The following is a 16,185-nucleotide window of genomic DNA, read 5'->3' as shown; positions in this document are numbered from 1 at the left end:
CCCATGGCTTCGGCTTGGCCACCTGCGCCCCTCTCACTCGGCTACAGCGAGAGATCAAAGCACAACAGAGATCATTCTGTTAGGTGCTCTTAGCCGCGTGGTCAGGGAGTCGATTTCGGTCTGGGCCTGCTCGATCTGCCAGGTCAGGGCCTGTTCGCGGGCATCCAGCCGGTCCAGGAGCCAGGTTCCGGGATCGGGCGGGCGGGTGTCGGGCCCGGTCATGTCCACCGCCAGGCCGGGGTCGTGGGGGTAAGGCGCCGGGACATCACGTCCGTCATCGCCCAGTACAGCCGTGATTCGGAACTGGAGGCAAGATCCGCGTAGTCGCGGACCAGCCGTCGGTGGAACATCAAGATACCGTAGGTCTGCTCGACGACCCATCGTTTCGGCTGGGGCACGAACCCCTTGTCGGCGGGGTTGCGTTCGACGATGTCCACGTCGATTCCCAGGCCGGCTCCATGGGTGACGACCGCGTTCTTGAATCCCTGGTCGACCAGTGCTTTGGTCACGCTGCCCTCGGTGGCGGCGGCGACCCGGTCCAGCAGGGCGATCCCGGCGGCGTTCTCGTGAGCTGAGGCCGCGAGCATGACGACGGCGATGACCAGCCCCAGCACGTCTACGGCCAGGCCTCGCTTGCGGCCCGGCACCTTCTTGGCCGCATCCCGGCCGGTCGTGGTGGCGGGGACGCCGGCCGCGACGTGGACGCTTTGGGTGTCCAGCACCACCAGGCTTGGGTCGGCTAATCGCTTCTTCTTCTCGCGCAGATGCCAGCGCAACAGGTCGTGGATGGTCTTGTCGGTGCCGTCGTCGCGCCATCCCAGCACATCTGGACCCGCCGACTGGCAGTAACGCTACAAATCCATACGATCACCCTGCGACATCATGGACAGAGGCTCGCGTAACGCACTCTGAGTAGCGGGAAGCTCCAGGACGGCTTGGCATAAAAGCTGTTAGCGAGCAGCGCGACCTGCGGAAGCACCGGCCCCAGCGTTATCGAGCACTGCCGCGCCTGACTCATCTCCGAACGTCCGGACCGCAACCGGTCCTTGGAGAGTGGCGCAGTTGCACGCCGTGACCTGCGGTGATGCCGTCTGTTTGGGCCGTATGGCGCGATTCTTACTGGCGGCCCTACTTGGGCGAATCGGCAGTGCCGTACATCGGTTAGTGCCATTGTTGACCAATGGCTTTGGATCTTGTCCGGGGCGCTGTCGTCGGGTTGCCCGCAGGCCTTGGCCTGGGGTACCCGGTGTCGCGTCTGTATGAGGAGGACCTCGACGGCTACGTGGCCCTGCCCGGCATCGCCTTGGCCGTGGTGCTGATCTTGCCGGGTGGGTGGCTGCTCGCGAGGCTGACGAGAATCACGCACCCACTTCGCGCCGCGCTGCTCGGGCCGGTGTTGTTGTGGGTGCTCAGCGGCGCGGCGGCACTGGGTGTGCCTCATCCGAGCCCGCGATTGGTCGTCCTCGAAATCGCCGCGATTGCCGTTGTGAGCTATGCGTCCGCTGCTCAGCTGACGGGCACCACGTCACTGGTGCCACGTGTGATCGCCGCTGTGGTGGTGTGCACGTGCGTGATCACGACGGCGACGGTCCAAGAACGGCGAGCGGAGGCGGAACAGCGGCATCGGCGGAGTGAGTACATCGCCTATCTCCGCGAGTCCGTTCCGTTGGCGGTGCCTGCTGTCGTCCCGGATCGCCGGCTGGTCAGGACGTTGCCTCTCGCCGACCGCACCATGGAACTCGGCTACGCCAAGGATCGAGAGAGCGAAGCCGACGTGCTCATCCGTATCACCGACAACGAGGATCCACGTCGGGCATGTGCAGCGTGGAGTCGGGAAGATGCCAAGCCCGGTTGTGAAAGGCTCGCGGCGGATCGTTGGCTTTGGCGGGATGAGTCGAACGGCAGGATGGTGCTGTTCTCCAAGGTCGGGCATCGGCTGGTCGAGGTCGACTCAGGGATGCTGACCCTCGACGAGGCCCTTGTTGCAGGGAGCAAGCTGCGCGCCGTCAGCGCCGAATACCTTGCCGACGTCGGCGACTGAGCAGCGTGACGTCACTCAGCGGCTTCACGCGCCAGGAGCGCGGCCTCGACCGAATGTACGGCAGCCATGATGGCTCTGCGCCTGCCGATAATTACGTCCACCCAGGTCATGACTCTGCGAGGGCTTCGCGTGGCGTTCGCGAGCTCCGGTCACCCGGGAGACGGAAGCGCGTACGGCAGGATGATCCGCTGTGCTGCTTCGCCTGGCCTACCTGACCGTCACGAACGCGTTCGCCGCGCTGCGGTTGCTGCCCATGGGCGATCGGGACAAGGATGTGGAGATACTTGCTCTGCGTCACCAGATCACCGTCCTTGAACGCCAGCTCCGCGCCGACACCAGAGTGAGCTTCGCGCCCGAGGACCGAGCCTTCCTTGCCGCGCTCCTGACCTCGCTGCCGCGCGAGGTCCTGTGCCGGCTGCGGCTCCTCATCCGTCCGGACACGGTTCTCCGCTGGCACCGCGATCTGATGCGACGTCGTCATGCCCGTACCTGCCGGCCGAAGCGACGTGGGCGCCCGCCCACGGTCCGCTCCATCCGCGTTCTTATCCTGCGCCTGGTTCGGGAGAACCCGAGCTGGGGCTATCGGCGGGTGCATGGTGAACTCACCACGCTCGGCATCAAGGTCGCGCCGTCCACGGTGTGGGAGATCCTCAAGCAGGCCGGTCTTGATCCGGCGCCCGAGCGGGCTTCCACCACGTGGGCCGACTTCCTGCGCTCGCAAGCCGACGCCCTGCTGGCCTGCGATTTCATCGAGACCATCACCCTCAACGGGCAACGCCAGTACATTCTGGCGGTGATCGAGCACGCCACGAGGCGGGTCCGTGTGCTCGGCACCACTGCACATCCGAGCGCGAGCTGGGTCATCCAGGCGATCCGGATTCTGGTGATGGATCTGAACGATGCGGGCTGTCGGGCGCGCTTTCTGCTCCGCGATCGGGATGGGAAGTTCCCTGCTCTCATGGACGACGTGCTCGCCGAGGCCGGCATCACGACGGTGCTCACCGGCATCCGGATGCCGCGGATGAACTCGATCATGGAGCGGTGGGTGCAGTCGTGCCGTCACGAGCTCCTCGACCGCTGCCTGACCTGGAACGAACACCACCTGCGGCACGCCCTGCGCGAATATGAACACTTCTACAATCAGCACCGAGCACATCAAGCCCTGAACCAAGCAGCCCCGCTGCGCACCGTCCCCGATCCGATCACGGCCCCAGAGCGAATCCTCGACCTGAAGGTCCGTCGGCGAGACCGGCTCGGCGGTGTCCTCCACGAGTACTCACAAGCGCCTTGACCTGCATGGATGGAATTGTCGGCAGGTGCACAGCCGCGATGGCGCTGCAAGCCAGAGCCGGTCGGCGTGGTCCCACTGCGGCCGGCCGTGGAGTTGGCGGCGGAGCACCTGGTTTCGTGACGAAGAACCAGCAGTTCAACGTCCTTGGACAGATCAGCGCGAACCAGGATCGTCAGCAGGCCGAAGAGATTCCTCGGCAACTGATAGACCAGCGACGACAACACTTGGCGATGGTCGCAGTCGCTGCCCTGGGCGCGCAGCAAAACCCAGTTCACAGCACGAGACCGTATTTCGAGCAGGACACCATGTGGACGGCTTCTTCCTTGTACTCCGGCGAGAACTGCCTGCGATGCTCGTCACGTACCTACCTCTTCCAGGCTTCTGTCAGCTTATGTAGCCGACCGCCGGAATCTCCTGGGCCCCTCAATCGGCTTTGGATCCGCTTCGGGGGCCGCTAGATCGCGGCAATGCTTCATCGAAGGCGATCGGCAGGGCGGCCTGCATCGAAGGAGGCGCTGCCCGCGTAGAGAATGGTGGAGTCAAAGTCAGACTTCGGGGTCAGCGCGAAGGCATGAAAGGGCCCGAATCGCAATTCCGCCTTCGGTTCGCGAGCCGCTGACGTCCTCAGTGCGTTACCCAGGGGGGCGGCCACTCAAGAGGGTGGGAACTGTGCGGGCCGTCGACTCTTCGTCGATGGGATCGGCTGCATGGTCATGCAGTAACGCCTTCGAGAATCGGACATCGGGGCACTGAAGTGTAGAGCGATCATGATCGCATTTCCGGCCCCGAATTCTCGACTCCATAATGATCACGTGAAGTTCGAAGTGCTCGTCATCGGGCCCGAGGTCGGGCGGCAGCTCGCGCCGTTTGCGAAACGCACCCGGGTGGGCGCCTTCCGCCGCTACATCACCGAGGACGAGCTCCAGGACGGATTCGTGGAGGGCGTGTGGGCCGGGCGCCTGGGGCTCGACGCGGACGAGGCCGCGATCGCCGCGTACGTGCGCAGCACCTTCGACGAGTTCCTCGGCGAGCGCGACGAGATCGACAAGGACGAGCGCGGCTGGTTCTTCTACTCCCACGAGAACCCGTTGGCGCGCTGGGACTACTGGTTCATCAGCAGCGAGTGGTGGCCGCTACGGACCAGGCCGGGTGGCGCGGTCGTCCTCGACGAGGCCGCCTACGCCGGCTGGCCCCAGATCCGCCACCACGCGCGGCTCTGGCGTCGAGGCGGGCCCGGTGAGGTGCTATATGGCGCGCAGTCGGTAGTCGAGGAGATCGACTTCGCCGCCATGGAGCGGGAGTCGGCCGAAGCAGCGGGGCGCGCCTGGGACGCCTACCAGGCCGCCGAGCGCCGCGACTCGCTCGACGAGATCCAGATCGGCGGATTCACCCGCGAGGAGTACCTGCTGCGGACGGGCTGGCATCCGGCCTGTCTCGTCGAAGGCGGGCGCTGGCACGAACGCGGCGATCGCGGACTGCGGGCCGACGTGGAGGAAGCACGAGCGCTGGAGTGGCGGCGCTTCGTCGACGACCTGATCGGCGGCCTGCCTCCTGGCACGCTGCTCACCAAGGTCGTCTGTCACACGTGAGCCGGTAATGGCCCTGCGCCTGCCGACAATTCCATCCATGCAGGTCAAGCCGCTTGTGAGTACTCGTGGAGGACACCGCCGAGCCGGTCTCGCCGACGGACCTTCAGGTCGAGGATTCGCTCTGGGGCCGTGATCGGATCGGGGACGGTGCGCAGCGGGGCTGCTTGGTTCAGGGCTTGATGTGCTCGGTGCTGATTGTAGAAGTGTTCATATTCGCGCAGGGCGTGCCGCAGGTGGTGTTCGTTCCAGGTCAGGCAGCGGTCGAGAAGCTCGTGACGGCACGACTGCACCCACCGCTCCGTGATCGGGTTCATCCGCGGCATCCGGATGCCGGTGAGCACCGTCGTGATGCCGCCTTCGGTGGGGACCTCGTTCATGAGCGCACCCGCCGGGAGCCCCAGCCGAGGTTCTCCGGAGCCGGACGCAGGATGAGGGCACGGATGGAGCGGACCGTGGGTGGGCGGCCAGGCCGCTTCGGCTGACAGGTACGAGCGTGACGACGTCTCATCAGGTCGCGATGCCGGTGCAAGACGGTGTCGGGGCGGATGAGCAGCCGCACCCGGCGGAGGACCTCGCGGGGCAGCGAGGTCAGGAGCGCGGCAGGGAAGCTCGGTCCTCGGGCGCGAATTGCACTCTGGTGCCGGCGCCGAGTTGGCGTTCGAGGATGGTGATCTGGTGGTGCAGGGCGAGGATCTCGATGTCCTTGTCCCGGTCGCCCATGGGAGCAACCGCAGTGCGGTGAACGTGTTCGTGACGGTGAGGTAGGCCAGACGAAGAGCATGGCCGATCATCATGCCGCATGCGTTCGCCCTCTCCCGGTGGTTGGAGCTCGTGCCGCGACGCGAAGTCTCCAGATGGCCATGACCTGGGCGGATGTAATGATCGGCAGGGTGCAGTGCCGTCGGTGGCCAGCCGGGTGACCTCAGCGGTGCGGCCGTCGTCGAGAGTCCGGGCGACACAGCCGGCGACTTCGCTGAACGTCGGATTGCCGGGTGTAACGGGGGTCATCGTCGTCCTGTCGTCTTGACCGAGGGGCAGGGCGGCAGGCACCAGCTGGGCAAGCGGACAAGACAGTGATGGGGCCTCTGGCCAGGCCTCTATGAAGTCACAGGTGCCGCGTCCGGTGAGTGCACATGAGCGCTTCCCGACCGGGGTAGACAGATCCCGTTGAGGACCCAAGGTCAGTCAGGCGATGGGTCAGACCCTGGCGGGAAGCGCTCATCTCCATCCTCACTGTCAGGCGGGGATGCAACCGGTCCCACGCCAGGGCGTTCGCGGCGCCGTAGCGGGTCACACCGTGCGCAGGAAGTCGTCCAGCACGTCGAGGCCGCTGCGCAGGGACGCGATCGGCACGCGTTCGTCGACGCCGTGCATGCCAGCTGGTGTGCGGCCGTCGGGGTCCTCACCGAGCGGGGCGAAGCCGAAGCCCGCCAGCCCCAGCTCGGCGAACGGCTTGGCGTCGGTGCCACCGCCCATGCAGAACGGGACGATCACGCCGTCCGGGTCGTGGCGCAGGACCGACGCGGCCATCGCGTCGTACCAGGCGTTGTCCCAGCCGGCCCCGATCGCGGGGCGGTAGGACAGGAATGACCGGGTGACGGACGGTCCCAGCAACTCGTCGATGATGGCGAGCTGTTCGTCCTCGGTGCCGGGCAGCGAGCGTACGTCGATCTCGGCGTGCGCCTCGCCTGGTACCACGTTGAACTTGTAACCCGCGTCGAGCACGGTGACGTTCGTCGAGCAGCGCAGCGACGGCTCGACGTACTCGCGCAGCGGCCCGATCCGGTCGAGGACGGCCTCGACGCCCTCGTCGGAGGAGAGGTCGGCGTCCAGGCCGAGGGTCCGCACGGCGGTGTCGAGCAGCCGGCGCACCGGTGGCGTCAGCGTCAGCGGCCACCGGTGCGCCGAGATCCGGGCCAGGCCGGTCACCAGGCGGGCGACGGGGTTGTCCGGGTTCGGGCGTGACCCGTGGCCCTCCGTACCGGTCGCGCGGACGCGCATGTGGAGGGAGCCACGCTCGGCGACAGCGATCGGGTAGAACCGCCGTACCGTCCCGTCGGGCGCCCGTACCGGCACGGGCCGCCCGCCCGACTCGCCGACGGCGGTGGTGACCCCGGCGAAGAGCTCGGGTCGGTTGCGCACCAGCCACTCGGCGCCGAGGGCACCGTCCTCCTCCTCGTCCGCGACGAAGGCGAAGACCACGTCGCGTCGTGGTCCGGTCGCGTCGGCCGCCCACCGCAGCAGGGTGGCGAGCATCATCGCGACCGTGTCCTTCATGTCGGTCGCGCCGCGGCCCCACACGTACCCGTCCGCCACCCGGCCCTCGAACGGCGCCACCGTCCACCGCTCCGGCTCGGCGGGGACGACGTCGAGATGCCCGTGGACGAGCAGGCCGGGCAGCAACCGGTCGGCGCCCGGGACCCGGAGAACGACGTTGGCCCGGGTCGGCGCGGACTCGATGATTTCGGGGTCGTACCCCGCCCCGCGTAGGAGACTGGCGACGTACTCGGCCGCGGCCAGCTCGCCCTTGCTGCCCGCCTTGCCGTAGTTGCTGGTGTCGATCGCGATGAGGTCGGAACAGATCGTCACGACGTCCGGGTGGTCTTTCATCGTTCTCCTGTCTTGGCTGGGTTGGTGATCAGATAGCCGTGCCGCCGGTCGAAGGCGGCGATCTCGGCGCCGCCGGCCAGGGCCCCGGCCAGCACGTCCCGTACGTGGGCACGCCAGGCCCGCGCGAGGAGGGGGTTCTCGACCCGGACCCGTTCGATGTCCTCGGGGACCGGGACGAAGGCGGGCCCGCCGGTCCACGGCACCACCTGGAGCGCGTCGTCGCGGACCGTGATCAGCGGCCGATGGTCGCCCTCGGGCGGCCCGGCGGCGGCGGGGGAGAGCAGGTCCCACTCGACGAACAGCCGGTCGCTGGCCTCGCCGCGGTTGAGCCCGTCGTGCATCGGGCCGTAGCAGTCGGGCAGGTAGTCCGTCGCCCGGGCGCCGAGCTTGACCAGGTTGAAGTACGCGTTGCGACGGACCAGGGGGTCGAACGTCCAGGTGATCGAGCCGATGCCGCGGCCCAGCGCCCAGTCGCGCTGGTGGCACTTGAGCAGGTAGCCGATCTGCTGGGCGCGGTGCTTCGCCTCGACCCCGGTGATGTGGCTGTGCAGGGATCCGTTGTGCGGTGCGAGGAACCCGACCGCGGCGCCGGCCAGATGCTCCCCGACGAATGCGACGGCGACGTAGTTGCCGGTCATGCTGAAGGCGCGCAGCAACGCGACGGTGATCTGGCTGGAGTCGGGCGCGCCGTCCCAGACGCGGTTGAAGAGGGCGGCGATCGCCTCGAGGTCGGCGAGCCCGGCCGCCTCGCGGACTGACACTCCGTGCTCCGGCGTCATCGCCTGGCCTCGCCGAGCAGGTCGGCGAGCAGCCCGGTCAGCAGGGCGAGACGGTCGCCGAGCCGAGCCACGTCGACCCACTCGTGGCGGGCATGCGCCCCGCCGCCCACCGCGCCCAGGCCGTCCAGGGTCGGCACCCCGGCAGCGGCCGTGAGGTTGCCGTCCGATCCGCCGCCGACCGCGACGCCGGCGAGCGGGCCGATGCCCAGCCGATCCGCCACGGCGCGGGCCCGCTCGAACAGCCCGGCCGTCATCGTGGCATCGAGCGGTGGACGGTCGATGCCACCCTCCATCTCGACGGTGACGTCACCGTTCGCCGGCGCCAGGCCGCGGATCGCGGCGTCGACCCGCCGCAGCTCCTCGGCGGTCCGGGCGCGAACGTCGATCGTCAGCGTGGCCCGGTCCGGCACCGTGTTGACGGCCGTACCGGCGGAAGCCATCGTCGGCGTCACGCTGGTCCCCGCCGCCTCGTCGGCCAGCGCGGCGACGGCGCCGACGGCGGCGCCCAGTGTGATCAGCGCGTTCGCGCCCAGATGCGGTTCCAGGCCGGCGTGGGCCGCGCGTCCGGCGAAGGTCAGCTCGTAGTGGGCCCGGCCCTTGCGCTCGGTCTTCAGGGCGCCGGAGTCGTCGCCGGCCTCCAGCACCAGGGCCGCAGCGCAGCCCCTGGCCTCATCCTCGATCAGCTCGCGGGAGGTCGGAGAGCCGAGCTCCTCGTCGCCGGTGACCAGCAGGGTGACCCCGGATGGGTCGTCGAGCGCGGCGATGGCGTGGAAGGCGAGGGCGAGGCCCACCTTCATGTCCAGGCACCCGGGCCCGCGGATCCGGTCGCCGGCCGTGCAGGGGATCGTGTCGATCGTGCCCAGCGGCCAGACGGTGTCGTGGTGCCCCAGCACGAGCACGCGAGGTGGTTCCTTCCCCCACCGCCAGCGCAGGTGGGTGCGGCCGGCGGTGACGATCGGCTCGGCGGGGCGGCCCAGGATCTCTTCGCCGACCCGCGCGACGCAGTCGGCGCTGCGGGCGACCGCGGCGAGGTCGGTGGAGGGTGACTCGCAGCGGATCATCCGGACCGACGCCGCGACGACGCCGGCGACCCGGGAGCGGGAGCCGACGGACAGTGCGTTCATGGGTTTTCCTCCGGCGCTTTGGACGGCGCCGCCAACGTTTCATCGGGTGCGGTGGCGACTCTTGTGGCCCGACATGAAAGGCGGTCCCGAGGTTGGGTGTTCGACACCGACGGCGGCCGGCGCCGCCGGTTAGCTTGCTCGAACGAGACGGGTCGCAGCGGGCGGCCCGCGTGTTCAGGAGGACCAGGTGACGGAACGGGTGGCGGACGTGGTCGTCGTGCCGGTCGGGACCGATGGGGCGGTGCCGGCCCCGGTGGCCGGCTTCCTCGCGGAGGCCGGCGTTGATGTTGACGTGCACGCGATCGGGGCTCGCCTCGGCCCGGCCGAGCCCGGCGAGGTGGCCCGGGTCCCCATCCTCGACGGCCCCGACCTCGTCTACGTGACCGTCGGTGATCCCCGGCCGGGTCTGGCGTTCGACCACGTGCGGGCGGCCGCGATGGCGGCGGCTCGGCACTGCGGGTCCGCGCCGGCGGTGCTCGACGCGATCGGGTGCTGGGAGGCCGACCCGGATTGCGCGGTCGCCGCGGCGGAGGGCTGGACCCTCGGCACGTACCGATACCGCCCCGACTGGACCGTCGCGGACCTGCTCGCCCGGCTCGACCCCGGTCCGCGTCGGCACGGGGGACCGGAGCATGCCGTACGGGAAGGGGTCGCGCTCGGCGCGGCCGCCAACCTCGCTCGGGACCTGATCAACACGCCGCCCGGCCAACTCGTCCCGGCGCGCCTGGCGACCGTGTGCCAGGAACTCGGCGAGGCGCTCGGGTTCGAGGTACGCGTACACGACGCCGCGACGCTGGAGCGCGAGCAATTCGGCGGCATCGCCGGCGTGGGCCGCGGAAGCGTGCATCCGCCGTGCCTGATCGAGCTGCGACGCGGAGGCGACGGCCCGCACACGGCGCTCGTCGGCAAGGGCATCACCTTCGACGCGGGCGGCCTGTCGCTCAAGCCCACCCGGGGCATGCTCACCATGAAGGCGGACATGGCCGGCGCCGCCGCCGTTCTCGGCGCCCTTGTCGCGCTGGCCCGCCTGGGCTCCGACGCGCCGGTGCGGGCCTATCTGCCGTGCGCCGAGAACATGCCGGGCCCGTACGCGGTCCGGATCGGGGACGTCCTGCGCCATCGCGGTGGCCGGACCGTCGAGGTGACCGACGCCGACTGCGAGGGACGGCTCGTGGTCGCGGACGCCATGGCGTACGCCGTGGAGGCCGGCCCTGCCGCGATCGTCGACCTGGCGACGCTGACCTCGGCCACCGGCCTCGGCCCCGACATGTGGGCCGGTTTCGGCACCGACGACGCCCTGCTGGCGCGGGTGCTGGCCGCCGGCGGCGCGGCCGGTGAGCCCGGATGGGCGATGCCGATGTGGGAGCCCTACCGAGCCACCCTCGCCTCCGACGTGGCGGACACCCGGAACTTCGACCCGGACGCGCCCCAGCCGTACGGCGCCATCACGGCGGCGCTGTACCTCGAGCCGTTCGCGTCCGGCGTGCCGTGGGCGCACCTCGACCTCGGGCTCACGGTGATGCGCCCGGCCGCCGACGCCCGGTGGGCCGCAGGCGCCAACGGCCGCGGGGTGCGCCTGCTCACCCGCTACCTGACCGCCGGCGCGCCGGCACTGGAGGAGGACGCATGAGCGTCGTGGACGGTCCCTGGTTCGACGACCTCGCGGTCGGCGACACCTTCACCGCGCCGGCCGTCACGCTGGATGCCGGGCTCCATGCCCAGCATCGGGCGATCCTCGGCGACCGGCTCCGGCTCTGCCTCGACGAGACGCTCGCCGAGCGGGTCACCGGACGTCCCGGCCTCGCGTATCCCGGCGTGGTCTGGGACGTGGCCGTCGGCCAGTCGAGCGTCGTGACCCGCCAGGTGGTGGCGAACCTCTTCTACCGGGGGCTGCGGCCGCGGGCGACGCCGTACCTCGGCGACACCCTCGTCACCTCGACCGAGGTCGTCGCTCTCCGCCGGGTCCGGTCCCGGCCCGACCGGCCCGAGCGCGGCAAGGCGGTGCTGAGCATCGTGACCCGGGACCAGACCGGACGTGTCATCCTCGCTTTCGACCGGTGCGCGCTGCTGCCCTGCCGCGAGGGGGCCGGACCGGCCCCGGAGACGGGCCCCCACGTCGACGGCCTTTTCACCGCACCGTCCGTGCCGGACGTGGCGACGGCCCCCGACTGGCTCGCGCAGTGGTCGCTCAAGCCGCTGGCGCCCTCGCCCGGCGGTCTGCCTGCGGCTGGCGACACCTTCGAGCTGGCGGCCGGCGACGTCGTCTCGAGCGCGCCGGAACTGGCGCGGCTCACCGTCAACATCGCGGCGGTGCACCACGACGCGGAGGCCGCCGGCGGCCGCCGGCTCGTCTACGGCGGGCACACGATCGGTCTCGCGCTCAGCCAGACCTGCCGGATGGTCCCGGGGCTGGTGATCGTGACCGAGTGGTTCGCGTGCGACCACGTCGCGCCCGTCTTCGAAGGCGACACGGTGCGCAGCCGCGTCACGGTGCGGGGCGTCACGCCCTACCGGGACGGCACCGCGATCGCCGTGCTCAACACCCAGACGTCGGTGGCCGGTCGCGGAGCCGTCCTCGACTGGACCTTCGCGGCGCTGGTCGCATGAGCACCGTACGAGGCCCGGCCTGGCTCTTCGTCCCGGGCGACCGCCCTGAGCGCTTCGCGAAGGCCGCGAGCGCCGCCGACCAGATCATCTGCGATCTGGAGGACGCCGTGGCACTGACTGCCAAGCCGGCGGCCCGGGACCACGTCGCGGGCTGGCTCGCCGCCGGCGGATCCGCCTGGGTACGGGTGAACCCGGCAGGATCACCGTGGCACGCGGACGATCTGCGCGCGCTGGTCGGCTGTGCGGGCCTGCGGGGCGTGGTGGTGCCCAAGGCCGAGTCGGCGGCGGACCTGCAACGCGTGTGCGACCTGCTCCCGGTGCCGTCGGCGGCCCTCGTCGAGTCCGCCGCCGGCGTCGGGCGAGTCGCCGAGATGCTCGCCGTCGAGCGGGTGGAGCGGCTCATGCTGGGCACTGTCGACCTCGCCCTCGATCTCGGCTGCGAGCAGGAGTCCGACGTCGTCAGGCAGGTCCGGAGCCGGCTGGCTCTGGAGTCCCGCGCGGCTGGGAAGCCCGCGCCGGTGGACGGGGTGACCATGGCGCTGCGGGACTACGACGCCACGTTCGCCGACGCCGGGCGAGCGCGCCGCGAGGGCTACGCGGGCAAGCTCGCAGTCCATCCGGTCCAGGCCGGCGCGATCCGGGCCGCCTTCGCGCCGTCGCCGGAGGAGGTGTCCTGGGCGCGCGAGGTGATCGCGGCGGCCGGGCAGGGTGCGGTCGCCGTCGGGGGCGTCATGGTCGACGCCCCGGTCGTCGAGCGCGCGCGCCGGATTGTGGCTGGCTCGGCCATCGATGAGAAAAGGGGAACTGGGGACTGAGATGGCGCACTTCGAGAGTAACGTCCTGTGGAATCCGGCGTGGTCGGCCCTCGACGGCTGGGCGGAACGCCCTCCGGACGCGATCGAGCACTTTCATCGATCGATCCCGGGATTCGCCGAGTCCGCGCTGGTGCCGGCGCCGGCGATCGCCGACCAGGTCGGCGTCGCGCACGTGCTCGTCAAGCACGAGGTCGAGCGCCTCGGCCTGCCGTCGTTCAAGGTCGTCGGTGCGAGCTGGGCCGTCAGCGTGGCGATCGCCGGCCACATCGGCCGCGTGCCCTTCCCGACGTTCGACGCGCTCGCCGAGGCGGCCGGCGCCCTGCGCGCCTCGATCGTCCTGTCGACCGCCACGGACGGCAACCACGGCCGCGCCGTCGCGTACCTGGCGCGTCGGCTGGGCCTGAACAGCCGGATCTTCGTGCCCGCGGACATGGCCGAGGCACGCGTTGATGCGATCCGCGGTGAGGGCGCCGAGGTCGAGGTGGTCGCCGGATCGTACGACGACGCCGTTCGCCGGTCGGCCGAGAGCGCGGAGCGGGACCGGCACGACGGTCGGCACGAGCTGCTCGTCTCGGACACGTCGTGGCCCGGGTACACCCGGATCCCCGAGGCCGTGGCCGCCGGCTACTCGACGATCTTCGCCGAGACCCGGCGCCAGCTCGCCGCGGTGCTCGGCTCGGACGCGTCGATCGACCTGGCGCTCGTCCCGGTGGGTGTGGGCGCGTTCGCCTCGGCCGCGGTCCGCAGCCTCGCGAGCGGGTCGTGCAGCGTCGTCACCGCCGAGCCGGCTGCGGCCGACTGCCTATGGCAGTCCCTGGCGGCCCGGGAACGGGTGACGGTGCCGGGACCGCACGAGTCCACGATGGCGGGCCTCAATTGCGGCGAGGTCTCGCTGGTGGCATGGCCGGCGCTGCAGCGGGGCGTCCGTGCCGCCACCCGGGTGTCCGACCTCGAGGTGGCCGCGGCCGTCCGCGATCTCGCCGCGCTCGGCGTCGCGACCAGCGAGAGCGGCGCGGCCGGTCTGGCCGGTCTCCGGCGGCTGCGGCTCGACTCGCGGGCGGGTTCGCTGCTGCGGCCCAGATCCACGCTCGTCCTCTTCGACACCGAGGGGGTCACCGATCCGGCCGGATACGAGGCGGTCCTTGCCGGATCGTCGACGGCGCGGGGTCGTACCGAAGAAGGGTCGGGTCATGTCGCGGGTCGATGAGCTCATCGCGTACCTCTCCGAAGCCGTTCCCCGCGAAGCGAGGTCGCGGGGGATTCCGGGGGTCGCCGTAGGGTTGTGTGATGCCGACGGCGTCCTGTGGGCCGAGGGATTCGGCGGCGGCATCGGCGTCCGCACCATGTTCAGCGTCCAGTCGACGTCGAAGCTGGTCACCGCGACCGGCGTGCTGCTGGCCGTGCAGGAGGGCCTGGTCGACCTCGACCAGCCGATCCTGCGCCACCTGCCGGACTTCACCGTACACAGCGACTTCGAGGAGCGGCCCGAACGCCGGATCACCCTGCGCCACCTGCTGACCCACACCGCCGGCTTCACCCACGAGGCGCCGGTCGGGTCCAACTACGAGGTCGGCGACGCCACGTTCGAGGAGCACCTCGCCAGCATCTCCGAGACCTGGCTGCGGTTCCCCGTCGGCCACCACCACGAGTATTCCAACCTCGGGATCGACCTCGCCGGCCAGGTGGTGGCCACTGCGGCGGGGGAGACGTTCGCCGAGTTCATGCGCGGGCGGCTGTTCGAGCCGCTCGGTCTCACCCGGTCGACGTTCGACTTCGGCGCCTTCGACGGCGAGGAGGACCGGGCGCTCGGGCACTCCCGCACGTTCGCCCGCGCGGGTCGCGACGTGCCCCGGCGAGTGCCGATGGTGCCGTCGGGCGGTCTCTACACCAGCGTGGCGGATGTACTGCGCTACCTGCGATTCCAGTTGCGCGAGGGCGACGGCGTCCTACGGCCCGAGTTGGCCCGGCAACACCTGGACTTCCCGAGGCTGACCGAGGAGCAGACCCAGGGGTACGGGCTGGGGCTCTACGTCGACCGCTGGGCGCCCGGGGTCCGGGTGCTGCACCACGGCGGGTCCGGCTTCGGCTTCCTCTGCCAGGTGTTCTGGCTGCCGGACCTCGGCATCGGCGGTGCGGTGCTCACCAACTCCGTGGACCACGACCTGCAGAACGAGCTGGCGGCCGACATCGTCCGGCGGCTCGCGGACGGCCACGGCTCGCAGGCCACCCCACCCCCGGCGGCGGCTTCGCCTCACCCGCAGGACGCGGCCGGCCGGTACGTCGGGCGCCTTGGCGACATCCGGGAAATCGTCGCCCGCGACGGCGTGCTTCACGGCGTCGACGGCCGGTCCGTGTTCCTGCGCGACGCGGCCGGGCACGTCCGTTACCAGCTCGACGCCGTCACCGGCGATGTGCGGTACCGGACCGCCGTGCCCGAGCTCGGCCCGTCGACGCTCGAACCCGGCCTGGCCGGTGACTACGAATCCCGGGTCGGGGAGGTGCCGATGGCGCCGTACCGCCTGCGGCAGGACGGGGATCACGCCGTGATCGACCTGCCCAGTGGAGGCTCCCTCGACGACCCGATCACCCTGCAGCTCACCGCCGCCGGCCCGGGACGCTACCTGTCCGCGACCGGCGAGGTGCTGACGGTCGGCGACGCCGGCCCGGCGTACGCCAACATCCCCCTGACCCGGACCAAGGACTGAGGTGACCCTGATGGGTAAGGTATCCGCGCTGGAAGGCATCGAGATGCGGCGGCTCCGGCTGCCCCTGGTGTCGCCGTTCCGCACCTCCTTCGGCACCCAGACGACCAAAGACGTGCTGATCCTCCGCGCCGTCACCGCCGACGCCGAGGGCTGGGGCGAGTGTGTCGCCGCGCAGCACCCGCTGTACGCCTCGGAGTACGTCGGCGCGGCGATGATCACGCTGCGCGACTTCCTCGTGCCCGCGCTGCGCGACCTGCCGGCCATCGACGTCAACCTCGTCAGCGCCGTGCTGGATCGCTTCCGCGGGCACCGGATGAGCAAAGCGGCGCTCGAGATGGCGGTCTGGGACGCCGAGCTACGGGGTCTGGGGATGCCGCTGAGCCGCGCGCTCGGCGCCGTCCACACGTCGGTGCCGGCGGGCGTCTCGGTCGGCATCATGGACACCCTCGACGAGCTGGTCACCGCGGTCGGCGCCTACCTGGCCGACGGATACCGGCGGATCAAACTCAAGATCGAGCCAGGCTGGGACGTCGCGGCGGTGCGCGCGATCCGGGACGCGTTCGGCGACATCCCGTTGCAGGTCGACGCGAACGCGGCGTACACGCTCGCCGACGTCGACCAACT

15 protein-coding genes are annotated in these 16,185 nt (G+C 70.6%); 9 read left to right on the top strand and 6 right to left on the bottom strand.

Going from position 1 to position 16,185, the window contains the following annotated elements:
* Positions 1–218: 218 nt before the first annotated feature.
* A complete protein-coding gene (locus ACWCSD_RS29865) occupies positions 219–824 on the bottom strand; it encodes a transposase (protein WP_449919757.1) in 606 nt (201 codons plus the stop codon).
* 356 nt (positions 825–1,180) lie between these two features.
* On the opposite strand from ACWCSD_RS29865, the gene ACWCSD_RS29860 reads away from it, so the two are divergent.
* The 3 genes from ACWCSD_RS29860 (at position 1,181) to ACWCSD_RS29850 (ending at position 4,921) form a co-directional block, all read left to right on the top strand.
* Positions 1,181–2,041, top strand: a complete 861-nt coding sequence (locus ACWCSD_RS29860) for a hypothetical protein (protein WP_449919756.1) — start codon at positions 1,181–1,183, stop codon at positions 2,039–2,041.
* Positions 2,042–2,231: 190 nt separating this feature from the next.
* Positions 2,232–3,332, top strand: coding sequence for an integrase core domain-containing protein (locus tag ACWCSD_RS29855; protein ID WP_449919754.1), 1,101 nt, complete (start codon positions 2,232–2,234; stop codon positions 3,330–3,332).
* 812 nt (positions 3,333–4,144) lie between these two features.
* Positions 4,145–4,921, top strand: a complete 777-nt coding sequence (locus ACWCSD_RS29850) for a hypothetical protein (protein WP_449919752.1) — start codon at positions 4,145–4,147, stop codon at positions 4,919–4,921.
* 44 nt (positions 4,922–4,965) lie between these two features.
* Here the strand turns inward: ACWCSD_RS29850 and ACWCSD_RS29845 are convergent, their stop codons facing one another.
* The 5 genes from ACWCSD_RS29845 to ACWCSD_RS29825 all read right to left on the bottom strand — a co-directional run bounded on the left by ACWCSD_RS29845 (position 4,966) and on the right by ACWCSD_RS29825 (position 9,434).
* On the bottom strand, positions 4,966–5,298 hold the full coding sequence (locus tag ACWCSD_RS29845; RefSeq protein ID WP_449919750.1) for an integrase core domain-containing protein: 333 nt from the start codon (positions 5,296–5,298) through the stop codon (positions 4,966–4,968).
* 211 nt (positions 5,299–5,509) lie between these two features.
* Positions 5,510–5,641: a hypothetical protein gene (locus ACWCSD_RS29840; protein ID WP_449919747.1), complete on the bottom strand. Its 132-nt coding sequence runs from the start codon at positions 5,639–5,641 to the stop codon at positions 5,510–5,512.
* Between the two features lie 570 nt (positions 5,642–6,211).
* Positions 6,212–7,531, bottom strand: a complete 1,320-nt coding sequence (locus ACWCSD_RS29835) for a M20/M25/M40 family metallo-hydrolase (RefSeq protein ID WP_449919745.1) — start codon at positions 7,529–7,531, stop codon at positions 6,212–6,214.
* A complete protein-coding gene (locus ACWCSD_RS29830) occupies positions 7,528–8,292 on the bottom strand; it encodes a GNAT family N-acetyltransferase (RefSeq protein WP_449919743.1) in 765 nt (254 codons plus the stop codon). Before ACWCSD_RS29830 ends, ACWCSD_RS29835 begins: the two co-directional genes overlap by 4 nt.
* Before the next feature lie 14 nt (positions 8,293–8,306).
* Entirely contained in the window at positions 8,307–9,434 is a 1,128-nt protein-coding gene (locus ACWCSD_RS29825) for a M20/M25/M40 family metallo-hydrolase (RefSeq protein WP_449919740.1), read from the bottom strand.
* Between the two features lie 187 nt (positions 9,435–9,621).
* Between ACWCSD_RS29825 and ACWCSD_RS29820 the strand changes: the two genes are divergently transcribed.
* The 6 genes from ACWCSD_RS29820 to ACWCSD_RS29795 all read left to right on the top strand — a co-directional run.
* Positions 9,622–11,064, top strand: a complete 1,443-nt coding sequence (locus ACWCSD_RS29820; RefSeq protein ID WP_449919738.1) for a leucyl aminopeptidase family protein — start codon at positions 9,622–9,624, stop codon at positions 11,062–11,064.
* Positions 11,061–12,041: a MaoC family dehydratase gene (locus tag ACWCSD_RS29815; RefSeq protein WP_364340669.1), complete on the top strand. Its 981-nt coding sequence runs from the start codon at positions 11,061–11,063 to the stop codon at positions 12,039–12,041. The genes ACWCSD_RS29820 and ACWCSD_RS29815 overlap by 4 nt, the downstream gene beginning before the upstream one ends.
* Positions 12,038–12,856, top strand: a complete 819-nt coding sequence (locus ACWCSD_RS29810; protein WP_352351833.1) for an HpcH/HpaI aldolase/citrate lyase family protein — start codon at positions 12,038–12,040, stop codon at positions 12,854–12,856. The genes ACWCSD_RS29815 and ACWCSD_RS29810 overlap by 4 nt, the downstream gene beginning before the upstream one ends.
* Before the next feature lies 1 nt (position 12,857).
* Positions 12,858–14,063, top strand: coding sequence for a pyridoxal-phosphate dependent enzyme (locus tag ACWCSD_RS29805; RefSeq protein WP_449919734.1), 1,206 nt, complete (start codon positions 12,858–12,860; stop codon positions 14,061–14,063).
* Entirely contained in the window at positions 14,047–15,561 is a 1,515-nt protein-coding gene (locus ACWCSD_RS29800; RefSeq protein WP_449919731.1) for a serine hydrolase domain-containing protein, read from the top strand. Before ACWCSD_RS29805 ends, ACWCSD_RS29800 begins: the two co-directional genes overlap by 17 nt.
* A 10-nt stretch (positions 15,562–15,571) precedes the next feature.
* On the top strand, positions 15,572–16,185 hold a 614-nt coding region (locus ACWCSD_RS29795), incomplete at its 3' end, for an enolase C-terminal domain-like protein (RefSeq protein WP_449919728.1).

The sequence above is a fragment of the Nonomuraea sp. NPDC001684 genome (assembly GCF_053596515.1).
Note: the sequence above shows the minus strand (reverse complement) of the source record. Positions and strands in the feature narration are given on the sequence as shown.

What these genes read in the sequence shown, in the direction of transcription:
- ACWCSD_RS29860 (WP_449919756.1), top strand. Translation starts at nt 1,181, where the DNA reads ATGGCTTTGGATCTTGTCCGGGGCGCTGTCGTCGGGTTGCCCGCAGGC.
- ACWCSD_RS29845 (WP_449919750.1), bottom strand. Translation starts at nt 5,298, where the DNA reads ATGAACGAGGTCCCCACCGAAGGCGGCATCACGACGGTGCTCACCGGC.
- ACWCSD_RS29840 (WP_449919747.1), bottom strand. Translation starts at nt 5,641, where the DNA reads ATGGGCGACCGGGACAAGGACATCGAGATCCTCGCCCTGCACCACCAG.
- ACWCSD_RS29835 (WP_449919745.1), bottom strand. Translation starts at nt 7,531, where the DNA reads ATGAAAGACCACCCGGACGTCGTGACGATCTGTTCCGACCTCATCGCG.
- ACWCSD_RS29825 (WP_449919740.1), bottom strand. Translation starts at nt 9,434, where the DNA reads ATGAACGCACTGTCCGTCGGCTCCCGCTCCCGGGTCGCCGGCGTCGTC.
- ACWCSD_RS29815 (WP_364340669.1), top strand. Translation starts at nt 11,061, where the DNA reads ATGAGCGTCGTGGACGGTCCCTGGTTCGACGACCTCGCGGTCGGCGAC.
- ACWCSD_RS29810 (WP_352351833.1), top strand. Translation starts at nt 12,038, where the DNA reads ATGAGCACCGTACGAGGCCCGGCCTGGCTCTTCGTCCCGGGCGACCGC.
- ACWCSD_RS29805 (WP_449919734.1), top strand. Translation starts at nt 12,858, where the DNA reads ATGGCGCACTTCGAGAGTAACGTCCTGTGGAATCCGGCGTGGTCGGCC.
- ACWCSD_RS29800 (WP_449919731.1), top strand. Translation starts at nt 14,047, where the DNA reads ATGTCGCGGGTCGATGAGCTCATCGCGTACCTCTCCGAAGCCGTTCCC.